Annotated in this window: 14 protein-coding genes and 1 pseudogene; 2 read left to right on the forward strand and 13 right to left on the reverse strand. The window is 48.2% G+C overall.

Going from position 1 to position 17,920, the window contains the following annotated elements:
• Window positions 1-154: 154 nt before the first annotated feature.
• The 13 genes and pseudogenes from ACQKPA_RS07425 to ACQKPA_RS07485 all read right to left on the reverse strand — a co-directional run bounded on the left by ACQKPA_RS07425 (window position 155) and on the right by ACQKPA_RS07485 (window position 15,253).
• Window positions 155-1,237: a Gfo/Idh/MocA family protein gene (locus ACQKPA_RS07425; RefSeq protein WP_427490857.1), complete on the reverse strand. Its 1,083-nt coding sequence runs from the start codon at window positions 1,235-1,237 to the stop codon at window positions 155-157.
• Window positions 1,238-1,795: 558 nt separating this feature from the next.
• A complete protein-coding gene (locus ACQKPA_RS07430) occupies window positions 1,796-2,578 on the reverse strand; it encodes an SDR family NAD(P)-dependent oxidoreductase (RefSeq protein WP_427490859.1) in 783 nt (260 codons plus the stop codon).
• Between the two features lie 177 nt (window positions 2,579-2,755).
• Window positions 2,756-3,499, reverse strand: a complete 744-nt coding sequence (gene treR, locus ACQKPA_RS07435) for a trehalose operon repressor (protein WP_427490861.1) — start codon at window positions 3,497-3,499, stop codon at window positions 2,756-2,758.
• 63 nt (window positions 3,500-3,562) lie between these two features.
• Window positions 3,563-5,593 carry a PTS system trehalose-specific EIIBC component gene (gene treP, locus ACQKPA_RS07440; RefSeq protein ID WP_427490863.1) on the reverse strand — a complete coding sequence of 677 codons (2,031 nt, stop codon included), beginning with the start codon at window positions 5,591-5,593 and terminating at the stop codon, window positions 3,563-3,565.
• A gap of 26 nt (window positions 5,594-5,619) precedes the next feature.
• Entirely contained in the window at window positions 5,620-7,335 is a 1,716-nt protein-coding gene (treC, locus tag ACQKPA_RS07445; RefSeq protein ID WP_427490865.1) for an alpha,alpha-phosphotrehalase, read from the reverse strand.
• A 291-nt stretch (window positions 7,336-7,626) separates the two neighbouring features.
• Window positions 7,627-9,108, reverse strand: a complete 1,482-nt coding sequence (locus ACQKPA_RS07450) for an S-layer homology domain-containing protein (protein ID WP_427490867.1) — start codon at window positions 9,106-9,108, stop codon at window positions 7,627-7,629.
• 132 nt (window positions 9,109-9,240) lie between these two features.
• Window positions 9,241-9,936, reverse strand: coding sequence for a response regulator transcription factor (locus ACQKPA_RS07455; RefSeq protein ID WP_427490869.1), 696 nt, complete (start codon window positions 9,934-9,936; stop codon window positions 9,241-9,243).
• Between the two features lie 3 nt (window positions 9,937-9,939).
• Window positions 9,940-11,412 carry an ATP-binding protein gene (locus tag ACQKPA_RS07460; RefSeq protein ID WP_427490871.1) on the reverse strand — a complete coding sequence of 491 codons (1,473 nt, stop codon included), beginning with the start codon at window positions 11,410-11,412 and terminating at the stop codon, window positions 9,940-9,942.
• A gap of 9 nt (window positions 11,413-11,421) precedes the next feature.
• Complete coding sequence (locus ACQKPA_RS07465; protein WP_427490873.1) at window positions 11,422-12,642, reverse strand: amidohydrolase; 1,221 nt, start codon at window positions 12,640-12,642, stop codon at window positions 11,422-11,424.
• 171 nt (window positions 12,643-12,813) lie between these two features.
• A pseudogene (locus ACQKPA_RS07470) lies at window positions 12,814-12,939 on the reverse strand (SAM-dependent methyltransferase); the annotation flags it as partial.
• 18 nt (window positions 12,940-12,957) lie between these two features.
• Window positions 12,958-13,395, reverse strand: a complete 438-nt coding sequence (locus ACQKPA_RS07475; protein WP_427490875.1) for a hypothetical protein — start codon at window positions 13,393-13,395, stop codon at window positions 12,958-12,960.
• A 285-nt stretch (window positions 13,396-13,680) separates the two neighbouring features.
• The gene (locus tag ACQKPA_RS07480; RefSeq protein ID WP_427490877.1) at window positions 13,681-14,655 is read right to left on the reverse strand and encodes a phosphotransferase enzyme family protein; all 975 of its coding nucleotides are present in this window, start codon (window positions 14,653-14,655) and stop codon (window positions 13,681-13,683) included.
• Between the two features lie 34 nt (window positions 14,656-14,689).
• On the reverse strand, window positions 14,690-15,253 hold the full coding sequence (locus ACQKPA_RS07485) for an SMI1/KNR4 family protein (RefSeq protein WP_427490879.1): 564 nt from the start codon (window positions 15,251-15,253) through the stop codon (window positions 14,690-14,692).
• A 175-nt stretch (window positions 15,254-15,428) separates the two neighbouring features.
• Between ACQKPA_RS07485 and ACQKPA_RS07490 the strand changes: the two genes are divergently transcribed.
• Entirely contained in the window at window positions 15,429-16,214 is a 786-nt protein-coding gene (locus ACQKPA_RS07490) for a M15 family metallopeptidase (RefSeq protein ID WP_427490881.1), read from the forward strand.
• 195 nt (window positions 16,215-16,409) lie between these two features.
• On the forward strand, window positions 16,410-17,873 hold the full coding sequence (locus ACQKPA_RS07495; RefSeq protein WP_427490883.1) for a 4-hydroxyphenylacetate 3-hydroxylase family protein: 1,464 nt from the start codon (window positions 16,410-16,412) through the stop codon (window positions 17,871-17,873).
• Window positions 17,874-17,920 lie beyond the last annotated feature (47 nt).

Raw genomic sequence — 17,920 nt, forward strand, 5'->3', positions numbered from 1 at the left:
GCCTTCGCTATGTCATGACCTTATTATTCCCGTTAATCTATATCTCATTCCACCGTAATACATATCCAGTTTGCTAGATTCAGTATGTTTCGAAAAAAAAAAAGCCCTGATCATCAGGGCTTTTGCATGATTAAATCATCCTATGAATCTAAACTTAGTCCAGGTAAACGGCTTTGCCGAGTTTTGCGGATTCGTAGAGAGCTTCCAAAATACGAGATACAACATATGCTTGTTCCGGGGTAACGACAGGATCTTTATCCTGATCGATCGCCTCGATCCATCTTCTCATCTCAACATCCGGAGCCTGCTCCTTCTTCCCGTCATAGAACGCCACTCCGCCGGAATTCAATTCGATCTCGTTTGTGTACAGACGACTGAATTTCTCGCCGTTGATGCGAAGACCGTTCTTCATGTCGGCTCCGCCTTCCGAACCGCTCAGCGTACATTTTGCTTCATCGATATCCAGCGTATTGAGCGCCCAGCTGGATTCCAGCATGATGGTTGCGCCATTCTCCATAACAATCATACCGAACGCGGAGTCCTCGACGGTGAATTTTTCCGGATCCCATGGTCCCCAAGCATTTGCCGCGTTCTCCTTGCGAGACAATTCATGGTAAGTGGTACCGAGGACGATCTTCGGTTTGTAATTATCCATCATCCAGAGGGTCAAATCGAGAGCATGCGTACCGATATCGATAAGCGGCCCGCCGCCTTGTTTTTCCTCATCCAAAAACACGCCCCAAGTTGGAACCGCTCTTCTCCGTACGGCATGAGCCTTGGCAAAATAAATATTTCCGAGTTCACCGGCTTCGCATACTTGTTTCAGGTAAAGACTGTCTTCACGGAATCGATTATTGTAACCGATCGTCAATTTCTTGCCTGTGCGCTTCGCGGTTTCCATCATCCGCTTGGCATCCGCAGCCGTTTTTGCCATCGGTTTCTCGCACATTACATGCTTACCTGCTTCAAGGGAAGCAATGGAAATTTCGGCATGCGAGTCATTAGGCGTCAGAACATGAATGATATCGATGCTCTGATCCTGCAGCAACTCTTTGTAGTCGCCATACACTTTAGCTTCCTCAGTCCCGTATTTGCTTGCAGCAGCTTCTGCCCGATCAAGGACGATATCACAGAAAGCCACGAGCTCCACGTTGTTCAATCTGCTTAAGCTCGGCAGATGCTTCCCGTTTGCGATACCGCCACAGCCGATAATTCCAATACGATACACTTTAGACATGAATCATCACCATCACTTTTTATTAATTTTTAATCTCTTCAAATACAAAGTCCTGCCTATCCATAACGCCTTAAAGAGCAGGCGGGCTTTTATGTATGTAATTCTGCCACTACGTTCGTTTGACCTTCAGAGGCTCCCATCAGATCCTTAAGGGTGTTCGATGAACGTCTCGCCTTTAGGGTGTCACTCCTTTCCGATGAGCAAGGTTTTACTATCCTCACATCCACATATAAGGTATCACATCTCACACATTTTTTTAGTCCAACTATGCGACAAATCATATATAAAATTACGACATCCTTATGAGAAGAACGTCATTAGGCAACTGGGCCACTTACTACACATGATCCGAAGTTTACATAATATAATTTATGAAAAAATTGATTCTACCCTGTAGCACGAGGGTGCCTGCGCATTGATTCAACCCTGTGGGAATCCACCTGCAAACCCAAACTGCGAAATGCCATAAGTACAGCGCCGGCGGCGGCCGATAATTGGGGGATATCACGACCTCATGCTTCACATCCAAGACCTCCCGTGTTCTTAATTGCTAACAGCTTACAAAGACGGAGCTGAACCCCCGTCAATATTGATGGAAGTGCCTGTAACATAGGAAGCAGCATCGGATGCCATAAATACGATAACTTTTGCCGCTTCTTCCGTGTTTCCAATACGTCCGAGCGGAATATTATGGCGTGGGTCCCGTGCATACTGTTCCCATGTGAGTCCGGGTTCTTCCCGTTTCCAACGCGCTTCAAGCTGTGCACTGCGTATCGTTCCGATGCATACGGTGTTTACTCTGATATGGTCAGGCGCCAGATCGCGACTCATGGCCTTGGTCATGGCTTGCCCTGCCGCGCGGCTGACGCTGCTTGGCATGGATGAAGTCGGCGGCGTTTTGGCCCAGGACGTCGTGACATTAATAATCGCACCCCCGCCGGACTCTCTCATATGAGGGACAGCTGCACGCGCAAATCGAATCGCGCCAAACAGCTTGAGATCCAGATCCGATGCCCATTGCTCGTCATCGATCAGCTCAAATGGCCTAGCAGCGGCGGTTCCGGCATTGTTCACCAGAATATCGAGCCGTCTGTAGTGACTGACGGTTTCGGTTACAGCTCGTATGCAATCCTCAGGTTTCGTAACATCTGCTGCGATGGTTAGCGTTTCGATATCCGCTGCTTGTCGGATATGGTCTGCCGCAGCTTTTAACTGCGCCTCATCTCGTGCACAAATAGCAACCTTGGCACCTTCCAGCGCAAACGTCACCGCGGCTTCAAGGCCTATGCCTCTGCTTCCTCCGGTGATTAACACGACTTTTCCTGTCAGTCCCAAGTCCATGTTCTATCGACTCCTTTACCTTGATTATCGGACATTTACTACTAGATAGCTTCAACATCAAGAAAGAGTTTTCCTCTTTCCTTCCCTCTATTCTCCGCGCACCGCTTCGTTAGCCATATCCCCGGTAGCCTGTCAGGACAGCATAAAAAAAGCCGCGATGAATTCGCGGCTACATAATCACTTCCATTGCTCTCCAAAATCATGAATGGTTTCTCTTCTTGCAAAATCAACGAACTGAAATTTATCCAATCGATGCCTCGATTCCGTATACTGGAAGAGCGTGGTATCTTCCAGATGAACGTAACCCCGGACTACGACGACATGAGTATCGTTTCCAAGATCCATATAGGACTGGTCCATCGTAGTAGCTCGTTCAACGGAGATCACTTTTTTCGAGTAGCTGATTTTCAGATGGAGCTCCTGCTCCAGGTATTGATAGATAGAATCGCCGGTAATATCTCTCGTTAGACCCGTTACGATGTCGGCAAGCAAATAATCGATATCGAGAATGATGCGCTCACCTTCGATTTCCCTGGCACGGATGACCCTCCATACAAGCCGATCCGGACGAATTTGAAGCTCCTTTGCAATTCCCTCCCCGGCCGGAACACATTCCGTCTCATATACAATCGTTCGGCTCTTTCGGCCTAACCGTTCCGCTAGCTCTTTATAACTGACGAGCCCCGTTACCGGGAAGTTCATTCTGCCTGTATCCAGCACAAAAGAACCTTTGCCTTTTACCTTGTGAATATAACCGTTTTGTGCCAGCAAATTGAGTCCCTTACGTACCGTTTCCCTAGTGATTTGATAGGTAGCCGCAAGCTCGTTTTCCGAGGGCAGCTTGCTGCCGGGCTGCAGAGCGCCGCTTTCGATTTTGTCGGCATAATCTTTGTATAGCGTCCAATAAATGTTGTTCGTCATCCTTTATCACCATCAGTTATTGTACCATTATCCAGCGGCTTATTACATGCTACATAGGAACTGTCAGCTTCCATTACCAAGAGTCACCTGAAGCACTCGCATTTCGCCTGGAAACGCTTCGCCTTCAAACTCCGTAACCTTCTGAATGTGTTCCTGCCCATCTGGAATAATGACCGGCGTAATGACGGGTAAACCGGCTGCTTGAATCCGATCCATATCGAATTCAAGCAGCAGCTGCCCTTTGCTTATCTCCGCACCTGTTTCCACGTGAGCCGTGAATCCCTCTCCCTTCAAGGAGACAGTGTTGATTCCGACGTGAATCAGGATCTCAACTCCGTTCGTATCCGTCAAAATAATCGCATGTTTGCTCTTCTTGATCAGATGCGCGACTTGACCGTCAAACGGAGCATACACTTTTCCTTCGGACGGGAGGATGGCAATGCCCTGTCCCATCTGTTTATCCGCGAAGGCAGGATCCGGCACCTCAGACAGGGGAACCACTTTCCCTTTGATCGGTGCCATGATATCTACTACGGCTTCTTGCGCCGCTTCCGTAGTTGGACTATTCGCCGGTTCTGACGGATCAAACGACTCGGATTGATAACTGCCGTTCGATGCTGGTGGAACAGCTTGTTCTGTTGCAGTCATGCCAGCAGGATTCCCTTCCGTTGTACGTCGAGACTGCTTGGACAACTGGTAACGCCCGAACAGCAATGTCCCCATGAACGGAATGACCAATACAATCGCCATGCCAATGAAGAAGACGCCCCACTGGTTAGGGAATATCGATAGGAATCCCGGAATCCCGCCCACGCCGATCGATGAAGCCAGAACGTTGTTCACAGCCAGCAGCACACCGGCAATTCCGGATCCGATCATGCCGAAAATAAACGGATATTTATGACGAACGTTGACCCCGAAGATGGCCGGCTCTGTTACCCCCAAGAAGGCGGAGATGGAAGAGGTAACGGCAAGTCCTTTCGCCTTCTGTTCCTTCATGATAAACATCATGGCCAGCGCTGCGGCACCTTGCGCAATATTAGACAATGCCAGCATCGGCCACAAGAACGTTCCACCTTCACTGCCGATGAGCTGAATGTCCACTGCAAGGAAGGTATGATGCATCCCCGTAATGACAAGGAGCGCGTACAGTCCGCCGTAGATCAGGCCGCCCAGAGCGGCAAAGGAATCAAAAATGCTGACAAGACCTGAAGTGAGGACGTTGCCGATGACAAACGTGATGGGTCCCACCAGAACAAACGCGAGGAACCCGGTCACCAACAGGGCCACGGGGGCCACGACAAGCAGCTTAATGGAGTCATGGACGCGTTTGTTCAGGAACTTCTCGATTTTGGCCAAAATATAAGCCGAGACAAGAACCGGCAGCACTTGACCTTGATAACCGATTTTCTCCACTTCAAAGCCGAACAGGTTCCAGACGGGAACCGTACCCTCCAGCTTGGCATCGGCATACTGGTAAGCGCTGAGCAGATCCGGATTTACCAGGATCAGGCCCAGTACAATCCCGAGCAGCGGGTTGCCTCCGAACTGTCTTACCGCCGACCATCCGATCAGAACGGGAAGGAAAGTAAAGGCGGTGCTTGCAATCAGATTAATAATCGAGGCGACGTCCGCCCACTCGGGATGAACCTGAATCAACGATTGTCCTTCATAGAAAATCCCCGGTCCCGTAAGCAGATTGTTGATACCAAGCAGCAAACCTGCCATGACGATGGCCGGCAGAATCGGAATGAATATATCCGCAAGCGTCTTGATCGCCCGCTGCAGCGGATTCTGCTTCTTGCTAGCAATGTTCTTCACTTCATCCTTCGAAACTCTCGCTCCGCCGGTGATGTCCATCATTTCATTGTAAACCTGGTCGACAAGACCCGGTCCGATCACGACCTGAAACTGTCCCTGGGACGAGAACTGCCCCTTCACCAGATCGTTCGCTTCAAGTCCTTGGGAGTCCACCTTACTGTCGTCCACAAGGGCAAATCTTAATCGGGTTACGCAATGCGTAGCGGCTTCGATGTTGTCTTTTCCGCCGACTGCCTCGACAATGCGCTCCACGTTTTTGCGATCAATGGCCATAGCTCTACGCTCCTGACATTATGAATTTAGTTGTTATGAATAAGCCACATATAGGATGCATACGGTCGAAGTGCAACGGATGGAGTAAGGTCAGGGTCTTCCGTTGTATTGCCGATTAGCAGTTGAACCGATCGACTTTCGGTTAGATTGTCTTTCATCGTCTTCGGAAGCTCGAACGAAACGTTGCGGTCGCTGAAATTGGAAATGACAACAAGCGTCTGCTCCTTGTTCGTTCTGGCATACGCATAAATTTCGGGATGACCTTCATCCAGGCGAACATATTCACCGTCCGTAATAACCTGAATGTTCTTTCGCATTTCAATCAGCTTCCGGTAATGATGATAGATCGATTGCGGATCCTCCACTTCGGATTGCGCATTGATCAGCGGGTACCGCTCATCGATCTTGATCCATGGCGTCCCCGTCGTAAATCCGGCTTGGTCGCCGTCATTCCACAGCATGGGCAATCTGGAGTTGTCGCGCGAGCGCACTTTGACGATGTGGGCAGCCTCCTCCGGCGTTTTACCCTGCTCCTGGAGAATGGTGTACATGTTTAAAGATTCAATATCCCGAAACTCGGAGATATCATTCCATTTCGGATCGGGCATGCCGATTTCTTCGCCTTGATACACATATGGCGTGCCTTGTAATCCGTGAAGCGTCGTGGCCAGCATCTTTGCACTTTCCGTGCGGTATTCGCCATCATTGGTGAACCGGGTCAGCGCTCGCGGCTGATCATGGTTGTTCCAGAAGAGGGCATTCCAGCCGCCGCCCTTCTGCATGCCGATTTGCCAATCGGAGAGCACTCTTTTCAACTCCTCAAAATCATAAGGCTTGAGCTCCCATTTTTGCCCGTTGGGATAGTCTACCTTCAAGTGGTGGAAGTTGAACGTCATGGAGAATTCATTCTCCTCCGGGTTCGAGTATCGAATGCAATGCTCCAAGGTTGTGGAGGACATCTCTCCCACCGTGACGAGATTGTAAGGCTTGAACACTTTTTCATTCAATTCCTTAATGTATTCGTGCACTCGGGGGCCGTCCGTATAAAACCTGCGTCCGTCGCCCGGCGCCACGGAACCGTCGTCATCGGGAAATCTGGTATCCTTCGATATGAGATTGATGACATCCATCCGGAATCCGCTGACTCCCTTTTCCGCCCAATAGGTGAGGATATCCACAACCTCTGCACGGACCTTCTCGTTCTCCCAGTTCAAGTCTGCCTGCGTTTTGTCAAACAAAGTCAAATAATATTGCCCTGTCCCCTCGTCAAACTGCCAAGCTGGCCCTCCGAACTTGGATTGCCAGTTATTCGGCGGGCCGCCGTCTTCTGCGGGATCCCGCCAGATGTAATAGTCGCGATACGGATTATCGCGGGAGGAAACCGCTTCTTTAAACCATCGATGCTCGGTCGATGAATGATTCACGACGATGTCGATCATCAGATGCATGTCTCGCTTTTTTAATTCGGCCACAAGTTCATCGAAATCGTCCATCGTCCCGTACGAAGGATCTATGCTGCAATAATCCGCTACGTCGTAACCGTTATCATTTTGCGGAGAAACATAAACCGGCTGAAGCCACACAATGTCGATGCCAAGTCCTTTTATATAATCCAGCTTCTCCATGAGCCCTCGGATATCGCCGGTACCTAGGCCGGTCGTGTCGTTGAAGCTCTTCGGATATACTTGATAAACCGTCGAAGTTCTCCACCAATCATGAGACTGGGTATCTGGGTTCAACATGAAACTATGTCCTCCTCGTCATCTTGTATATACAGGTTGCATATAGGGAAATCTTATACATGTATATACAAGTTGTCAACCGTTTAACAATTAATACCCACTTCTTGGACATTTCGACTACAGAAATAACAATTTATTTGGAATTTTTTTCTGATGTTGTGGAATGAATTGCTAACCACCAATGTCACAAATGGTAAAATTGTTTCTATCATATGCAATAAACCCCATATGAAAAGAACGAGCTTTTGAGCTCGTCCTTATCTTATGAGGTATTCATGTTCCCACTGTTTATTATCTCATGCTCAGAACCGCCGATGTTTCGCCTGCCCATTCGCCGACCGGTTTAATCGTATAAGTCGTTCCTGGCTTCAGTTTACCCTCCTGTGTAAGATCGAACACGCCGATGGCACCTTTGCGGCTTGAGTATTTATAGGTTGCCATAAGCTTGCCGCCCTCTGTGTCAATCAATTCGATGCTCCGACCGGAGAACAGCTCATCTCCAGGGTCCACGGATAATGTAATGGAAACGGAGCTGTCACTGATCGCCTCTGCTCCGATGATATCCAGCGGTTTGAAACTCTCCGCAACGAAAGTCGGATTCGCAATCTGTGCCCAATCCGAGGTAACGGTATAGGTAACACCCGGCGTCAGTGCCTGGCCTTCAGGCAAACGGAATTTCGGTTCTTGTTTGCCATCCGTGGACTGGGTAAATGGTACGTATTTGGCCACGATAGGTTGTCCGCCTGCAGGCGTAATCGTGACTTCCCTGGCTTGACCAGAGGATATGATCTGATAGACTTTTCCATCCGCGCTGTTGTTCTCATCCAATACGAATGCATTGGCTCCGCGGCCTCCGCTATAAGCGGAAATAACATAACCGTAGTCAACGACGCCGTTCTCTTTAAGTGCCTCCAACTCAAAGGTATCCTGAGCCACTTGTCTAGCCTCTGTCATGTCCAACTTCGTGCTATTACCTGTAAATGTACCTGCTGTTTTCCCTTTATAGGTAAGCGTATACGATGTACCCGGTTTCTGAACGGAGGTTGGGACGATGTAAGTGGAAATTGAGCCCGTCTTCAAACGCGGCATGTTGGTGAGTTCAAGTCCGTTGTTAAATTTAAAATCTTCTTTGGCTTTGGCAAATGCCTCATTGTCCGCGGTCAAGGGTGCATCGAAGGTGACGATCAGTGTTATGGCATTCAGTGCGCGGACACTGGTGATTTTAGCTTTTTCTGACGGAATTGCCTCATGGGCCATGCTGATCAAGTAAGCAGCTTGACCACGGGTGGTTTGGCCTTCCTCTGAATAGAAACGCTTTGCCCAGTAATCCACGGACCTCGCATCTCGTTTCAGAGCCTTAGACACCATTTGTACCAGTTCAGCATGGGTAACGGTTTCCCGTGGGTCAAAACGTCCGTCCGGTGCCTGCATAATATCTTGCGCTACCAGCTCAGATGCGTACCGCTCATACCACGCGTTTGGATTCACATCCGTAAAGCTTGGCTTTTCCTCCCCTTTGCCTTCAAGTCCAAACGCAAGCACAAGCATTTTCGCCAGCTCTGCCCGTGTGATCGGACTGGTTATCCCCATCGAGCCATCCTGGTAACCCTGCATCACGCGAAGCTGGGACAATACTTGAGTGGCTTGCTCTATATCTTGGACAGCCAGCGGAGCTCCTGCTGCCTCGACTTGCAAAACATGTAACGGCAGCGAAGCCGTTCCCAGAGCAGCTGCCACCATCATGGCCGCCAGTTTATTAGAATATGTTTTCATTGGTAAACCCTCCCTGAATCGTTGAAATATGAGCCTTGATTGTCATATCTCCATGATAGAGGAGAGTCCTAAACTCCCAAGAAAGCTGGGATTAAGCGTTTCGAAAACTTTTATTAACAATTTCTAAATTGTTTAAACCGAAAAACGGTAGCCAGCCCCCCAGACCGTTTCAATGTACTGCGGATTGGATGGATCCAGCTCCATCTTTTCGCGCAGCTTACGGACATGGACGGTTACGGTTGCAATATCCCCGCTGGAATCCATGCCCCATATCCGTTCAAACAGTTCCGTTTTGTTAAACACCCGGTTCGGATGACTGGCCAGAAATTCCAGCAAATTAAACTCCCGGGTTGTGAACGCGACCTCCTGATTGCGTACGAACACCCTTCGCGCCGATTTATCGATAACCAAACCGCGAATGTGAATTTCTGAGCTTGGGCTTAGGCTTTGCTTGCCCATAAGCCTCACATATCTCATCAAATGGGCTTTGGCTCTTGCGACTAATTCGCTCGGGCTGAACGGCTTGGTAATGTAATCGTCGGCACCGAGATTGAAGGCACGGATTTTATCGATCTCTTCATTCTTGGCGGATACGATCAGAATCGGTACCTCTTTGTTCTTCCTGATGTGGCTGCATAATTCAAAGCCATTCATACCGGGCAGCTGAAGGTCCACAATGATAAGGCTGTAGTCCTCATTAAGGGCAAGCTTCAATCCCTCATTGCCTGTATGGCATAGATCAACCATAAATCCATTCAACTCAAAATAATCCCGCTCCAACTGAGCGATGGTTGTCTCGTCTTCAATGATGAGAATACGTGCCGTCATGGATTAAAGTGCCTCCTTCATATTCGCTCGTTTGAGGGTAAAGTACAGGCTGGTGCCGACGCCCAGCTCGCTCTCCGCCCAGATGGCACCCCCGTGTCCTTCGATGATCTGGCTGGCAATGGCAAGCCCCAGGCCGCTGCCGCCCGTTGCAGAATTGCGGGATGGCTCCGCACGATAAAATCTTTCGAATATATGAGGAATCGCTTCCGGATCGATGCCCATGCCATTATCCCGTATTTCTACCGTTACCCATTCCGGAGAAAGGTGAGTGGAGACGCATATGGTTTTGTGCTGCTTGTCCATGAAGTTTTGGGCATTCCCGATGATATTGAGCAACGTTCGCTTTAATTTTTCCAGATCAGCAACGACCTGGACTGACTGACCGGTACGTTCCTTCCACTCCAGCCGTATTCCCTTCTCCTCCAACACGTAGCGCTGCTCATCGATGCAATCGTCTATAAAACCGATGATATCGACATGCTCATACATGAACGGAACCTGCTTTAAATCTAACTTGGAATAGAGAAACAACTCATCAACAAGTTTATCCAGATCAATGGTTTTGGTGTAAATGATGTTCACGTATTTATCCATTTTCTCCGGCGTATCCGCAACACCGTCGCGTATGCCCTCGATATACCCTTTAATATTCGTTATGGGAGTGCGCAAGTCATGAGAGATATTGGAGATCAGCTCTTTCCGATTCTCTTCATCCTGAAGTCGCAGTTGAATCGATTCATGCAGACGCTTCCGCATATTCTCAAACGTCTCGTTCAACTGACCGATTTCGTCCTTGGAATGTAAATCCAGAGAAAACTGGAGATTTCCCTCCTTAATGTGTTCAGCCGAATTTCGGAGCAAATCAAGCGGTTTGACCACGCTGCGCGTGATCCAACGATATAACAATACGTTCGCAACGACAACGATGCCAACGAGACTCAAGACAAGTATGGGCAGCAGCTTGCGCGTGACTTCGCCGAAAGGACTTCGCTCGCGAATCACGTACACGCTCCCTTTGGCCCCGTCTGAATACCGGAAATCATATTTGGCATAAGCATAGAACCGTTCACCAATGTTAAAGGTATTGCGGATCTGATTGTTGTTCAGGTCATATGGAGGCAGATTCGCTTCCAGTTCAGGCTGGTTCATCGTGTTGGACTCAAAGACCTGGTCGTTTTCTCTGCGGACGTACAGTCCCGCTCGTACGGTTCTCAGCTTAAAATCGTATTCCGTCAGAAGCTCTTTGTTCTGCAGCTCATCCGGCTCGTTCTTGGCAAGATATTTTAATTCGAGGAAAATAGACTCCTCTTGTTCCGTGAGCGGGTTAATCTGGTAGTGCACTTTATAAAAATCACGGATACCGTGAATATCGCCGGTAGCCGCAATGGTAAACAAACTGGCAGTCAAGACAAAGACCAGCAGGCTAATGACCAGCATACCGGTATAGGACAGCAGCAACTTAATCCGAATGGACATAAAATTCGCCTAAAGCGAACCGGAAACGATGTGTCCCTGAAACATCGTCGCCACGCGTTTGGATCTTCTCGCAACGGCTTCAGCTGAACAAGAAGCTTCGACCAATACGATGCTGGCGACGTCTCCGACCTGCGGCCACACCTGCTCCCCATCATGATTCAGCGGTGTAATGCCACCGGTAATATATTGGAGCGTTTGCGCTAGAGCGCGTTCATCCACCCATCTGGATATTTCCGCCAGTCGGCCGGCGCGCTCCAGCACATCCCCATTTCCGAAGGGCGACCACACATCAAAAATGTTGTCGCATCCGACGGCCACATCTACACCGCGCTCGTGCAGCAAACCAACCGGCGGAAAGTTCCGGCCAATGGGCACACTCGTAATAATGGCGACCCCTGCATCAGCGAGTAAGTCCCCCATTTCTTGTGCTTGGGATGGTGGAATATCACCCAGTCCGAAGGCATGGCTGATCGCCACCTTGCCCTGCAGACCCGCCTCGATGGTCAGCTGTGCTAACCGCTTCATGGTAAAGGTTCCCAGATGATGGGCATCATGCAGATGCAGATCAATTCCCGCATTGGCCTCCACGGCGAGCTCCACCATCTCCTGCAAGGATGCTTCGATATCGCCATCCACCGTCGCCGGATCAACCCCGCCTACCAAGCCTGCTCCGCTGCGAAGTGCTTGTCTTACTAACTCCGTTGATTTCGAGCGTAACAAACCATGCTGCGGAAAAGCTACAATCTCATAAGATAACTTTCCTTCAAAAACGCGTAATGCCTGTTGTACCGCTTCTAAATTGCCTAATCCCACTTCCGGATAGATATCCACATGCGTACGCACATGTGTCACGCCGGACTCCAGGTAAATATCAAGCAGCCGTTCCGCACGGTCCTGCGTTAACGTATCCAGCGAAGGAAGCGTCGCTTTCTCGATAGCCAAACGTTCGAAGATACTGGAAACGGGCGTAACGGAACGCCATCGGTCACCAAGCAGCGTTTTATCCAAATGGCAGTGCTTTTCGATAAAGGATGGCAGAAGCAATAAACCCTTCACATCGTGCTGCGGCCACTCGTCTGTTATGGTTGTGTCCGAAGCTACGATTTTCGCGATTTTCCCATCTTCTATGAATATATGGCGAATCTCCGTCTTTGTTCCCGTAATAACGCCATCTTGAACTTCATAACCGCTTTCTAACCGGGCATTTGTTAACCAAAATGCTGAACTCATATATCTATCATTCCTCTCTCCACTTACCAGATATACGATCATGCTATCACAGGAAAAAAGATATGGATAATATTTAAAAAATAGCATTTACTTAAGTTTTACATATACATAAAAAGAAAAGCCACCCGCTTGGATGACTCTTCTGATGAAGCCTTGGAAATGGGCATGCTGTTAAGGCTTTATGGCTCTTGTCGCAATAAAACTGTTCGCATAACGATCCAACAATTTCTCGCCTCCGAAGGAATCCTCGTATAACCCGGCAATCATAAATCCGGATTGGATCTGACCTCCAATTTGCTGTTAGAATCATGGGCTTTATTCTATATTCATGGACCTTTGGTCCAGCCAGGCCTGAAACTGCTCCGGCGTGCTTACGTTTTCTTCCAGGACCGCTGTATAAATATCAAAGCTTCGCACGGTTTTGCCATATTCAGTACGGCTTGCCCAGTTATTTTTAATTCTCAAAATAGCTTCCCGGCGTTCCTGAGTCAGCAGATCAGGCATCGTTAGGATATGTTTCAAATCGGGTTGTCTCTCCGGTTCATCCACGAACCAAATGTCCATCTTCCACTCCTTCCCTAGTTGAGACCTATACTTTAGGCCAATGTACAATCCATCGGGATAAGCGGAATCCGTATTATAAACTCCGGTATCATTGATGAACTTCAGCTCCCGCACACCAGCACGCAGCATGAGTTCCGATGCGATTTGTGCTATTAAGTGTTGATTCAGCTGAGAACATTTTACCGTCATGTCCAGGTCTCTCCATACCATCAACCCGAGAGCGGAGCTGCCGACACGCACCGGTTCACCTGCTTGACTTAATAACTCATGAAGTCGAAGTTCATCTGCTACCTCAAAGCCTCATCCTGGAGAGCTTTTTGTTGCAGCAGAAGTTTGCTTTCCGCCATACGGTGTTCACCCCTAATCCTTAAGTTGTATATCTCATCTCATATGGTATCACCCGATCAGCGTGCTGACCAAGGGATTGAATGCTTATAATTATCTTTCACGGATATCGTCTGAGCCGACATCGAGTTATATGGAATAAAATATGCGTTCACCCGACAAATAAGGGGTACAGTAATCGGCGCACAGCTTCGGCATTCGTTCACGCATCCATGCATGCACGGATTCATTCTCCATCTGAAAGACATAGTATCCGATAATGGCCAGCAGCATGAAACCTTCTAACAGAACAAGCTTATCTTCTCCCGTATGATCATGGCCATAATACCCTTTCAGGAATATATCCCGAAGCTCTGAAGGAACCATCATGGCACCCATTGCAACATCCGTGTAATCATACCCTGGTCCGAAAAAACCAAAATCGATAAAACTCAGTTCTCCATCCGAGGTCATGATGATGTTCCCCAAGCTTAAATCACCGTGGATAAGCCCCCAAGCCTCAACGTTCCTATTGTCCTCAAGGCGTGCGTTAACCAACGATATCATGTCTTCAATAATGGAAACATCGGAGGAAGTAAACAAATCTTTCGCTAATCCTTGCTGTATAACCTCGATCATATATAGATTGTAGGCAATCCCCTGACTCGGACGCTTGTCGAGGCCCTCCTGCTCGTATTGTCTATAGAATTTGTGCAGCTCTGCAATGCGAGCCCCCAGCTTTTCGACCAATACCGGGTCGCTTACGTCATCCTTCTGCAAGTCTCTTCCTTCCAGCCAGGTAAGCACGGAACTGTTCCAACGCTTCCCCTCGTGTTCGATGATCGTGATCAGCTCACCTTCCCGATTACGCACAGGCCTTTGGACAAGCAGATGATTCCGGTCTGACAAGTGCTCCAGCATTTGCAGCTCACCCAGCAGACCTTCGTATGTATGCTGCTGACCTGCCATGCCGTCTTTGACCGGTTGATGAATGCGCAGCAGATATGTACTTCCGTTATGGCCTTTTACCTTATAGGTTCGATTTTCATTATGCCGAATAAACGCAATCTCCGCTTCACGGATATCGTATTCATTCAAAATTTCCTGCAGTTGTTCATTTCGCATGTGACGATTCTCCTTATAGATAAAGGTAAACGTTTCAACCTTCTAGGAACGTATGGTCAAAATACGCCTTGAAATCCGGATATAAAAATACCAGCGACTCTTTAAGCTTGTCCTGATTCGTTCGTTCTTCATCCAGGTCAAACAAGATTTCATGTTCGATTTCATAGATCGCTCCGTATCCCTCGCCTGCGTCCTCTCTTAGATCGATACACCATATCTTTCCGTACTCTTCGTCCCATGTAAAAGGAAGGTAACCCAACCGGCACAACAAGGGATTGTACATGTGCCTGACATTATCCAGCGGCTCGTCAACTGCTTGTTCAGGTATGCCGTCAAAGTAATGATGATACGTGGAAATGAATGCTTTATACCACTCCGGAAAAGTCAATCCATACTCTTCTTCCATCGCCCCAATGTGATCTTCACTCACATTGGAAGGGACCAATTTCCATGTGGACCACTCCTCATCGGTATCGACGACTTTCATCTCTGCAGGAACGTCGGGACGCATCCACCTGCAGAATCCCTCCTCCGTAACTTGACTATATTTGGCGTAATAGGTCTCAAACCCTTGTTTAATATATTCGCGTATTTCCATCTAAAAAGTCTCCTTATGTAGAAATTTGTTACGATTTCATATCACTATAATCTATTTTTGGGTTATTATTAGATTCGATCTATTCTATTTTGTTTACAATTCAGAAACAAGTCAGAGATTCTACCGATATAACTCTCTTATATACTCAGAGATAGCTAACGAGGAGGGACTTCACATGCACAAAAAAATCGTAAAATCCATCATCCCCACAGTCATCATCGGTTCCGTTGTCACAAGCCTAGCCTTATCCAGTTTTCTAAGCAGTACCGGCATTGGCAAGGCGGAAGCTGCCGCTGCAGCTTCTTCCAGCTTATCATTTACTGCGTTTTTGGAAAACAACGCTCCTAACCGGACTGTAAAGACGGTTCATGGTTTAAATACGGTCACCAATCTATCAAGCACCGTCGTACTCGTCAACAAGCAAAGAAATCTACCATCGAGTTATGTTCCGCAAGACTTGGTTGTACCCCGCATTCCATTCAGCTTCTCGGGACCCAGTCCTAAAAAACAGATGAAACGAGTAGCGGCAACTGCGCTCGAAAAATTATTTGCGGCAGCCAAGAAAGACGGGATCGATCTCAAAGCCGTGTCAGGTTACCGATCCTATGCCACCCAGAAGGCCATATTCGAACGCAACGCCCGTAATAAGGGCGAAGCCGTCGCTAATAAAACAAGCGCTCGTCCTGGACAAAGCGAGCATCAGACCGGGCTGAGCATGGATATATCCAGTGCTTCCGTAGGGTATGCGTTGGAGCAAAGCTTCGGAAATACCAAAGAAGGCAAATGGCTAAAAGCCAATGCACCGAAGTACGGATTTATCATTCGTTACGGAAAAGGCAAGGAGAAATTAACCGGCTATTCTTATGAGCCCTGGCATGTACGTTACGTGGGCGTCTATATTGCAGGAGAAATCACGAGGCAAAACCTGACGCTTGAGCAGTATCTGGGTCAATCCCATTAATCGAAAAATCAAAGAAACGGACCGTAACGGGTCCGTTTTTTTGTCTTTTGTCACTTCCTGATTTAAACTTCTGAGGTACAACCGCATATTTTCAGTTGGTTCCGACGGACAATGTACTCCGTGTGGACTAAGCACGTACATTAACAGCAGTAGATAGGTCGTTAGCTTATGATTTTTGCAAATGGGGTGAACAACGTGCCTATTAAATCGGGAAAGCAGTATATCGAACGGATTGATCGGCAAAATATCAACATTTGGTATAAAGGTGAACCTATCAAGGGACCTTTATCAGAGCATCCTGCATTTCAAGGTCTGATTCAAACCCAGGCCGATCTATACGATATGCAATGTGAAGCAAGATATATCGAACAATTGACTTACCCCTCACCCGATACGGGAGAACGGGTAGGCTTGTCTTTTCTCCCGCCAAAGAATGCTGAGGATTTGCAGAAACGCCGAATCATGATGGAGTTATGGGCGAACAAGCATCACGGCTTTTTAGGGCGCTCTCCCGATTATATGAACACCGCGATCATGTCCTTATATACCGCTGCCGATATTCTGGAGGAACATCATCCGAAATATGCGAAAAATCTCAGGAACTATTATAAGTACTGTCGAGATCACGATATTACATTATCTCACGCCTTCATCCAGCCCTATGCATGTAAAATGTCCGGTCAGAAGGATGCAGCCGAAGACTCTATCGCGGCTAAAGTCGTCGAGATGAATCATGAAGGAATGATCATAAGCGGTGCCTTCTTGATGGCAACACAAGGGGCTACTTGCGAAGAAATGCTGGTATTTCCGACCCCTTCGCCAACGATGTCCCAGGATGTAAATCCTTCTGCGTTTGCATTTGCGGTTCCCAACGATTTACCGGGGATGACTTTTATATGCCGTGAAAGCTACGGTGCCACTTCTTCCTATGATTATCCCCTGAGCGCCAGATACGAAGAGATGGATACGCTCGTCATCTTCGACCGCGTGCTGGTCCCTCATGATCGAATATTTTACTACGGGGACGAGACTTTCGCCGGGCGTTTATTCGGCGAGAGTCACTTTCATACGCATATCGCCCATCAAATGGCCGTCCGTTTTATCGTAAAAACCGAATTCATGCTCGGCTTGCTGGAATCCTTGGCAGATGAACAGAACATTGGACTCGAGCCCCATATGGTCTCGAATGTTTCGAAAGTGATTACATTTCTGGAAACCTTCAAGGCATTAAGATTGGCATCCGAACAGGGCGCCAGCCATGATAAATTCGGATATCTCGTACCAGCCGCCAATCCTCTTATCGCATCCAGCATCCTCTTCCCCAAATTCTATCCCAAGATGGTAGAGATGATTCAACTGCTAGGCTCCAGCGGCCTGATTATGATCCCTTCCGAACTGGATTTTCATTCGGAGTCTGGCCCCTACCTTAATCAATATTTAAAAGGGTCAACGACAGATGCTCGGGATCGCATTGCATTGTTCAGGCTTGCATGGGAGCTTGGCGCAAGCTCGTTCGGTGGTCGGCAAACCCAGTTTGAACGATTCTTCTTCGGAAATGCGCAGACGGCAGCCTATCGGATGTATAACCATTTTGAACAGCATGAGCAGCTTCGGAGCAGGATCAGCGATTTTATTTCCCGAGAGAAACCTTCTTCATAGCTTGACTGGAGGGGACGATCCAACAATAAAAAAGATGCGAGCGATAA

It is taken from the genome of Paenibacillus sp. NPDC093718 (assembly GCF_050279985.1).
In the GTDB taxonomy this organism is placed as follows: domain Bacteria; phylum Bacillota; class Bacilli; order Paenibacillales; family Paenibacillaceae; genus Paenibacillus_AQ.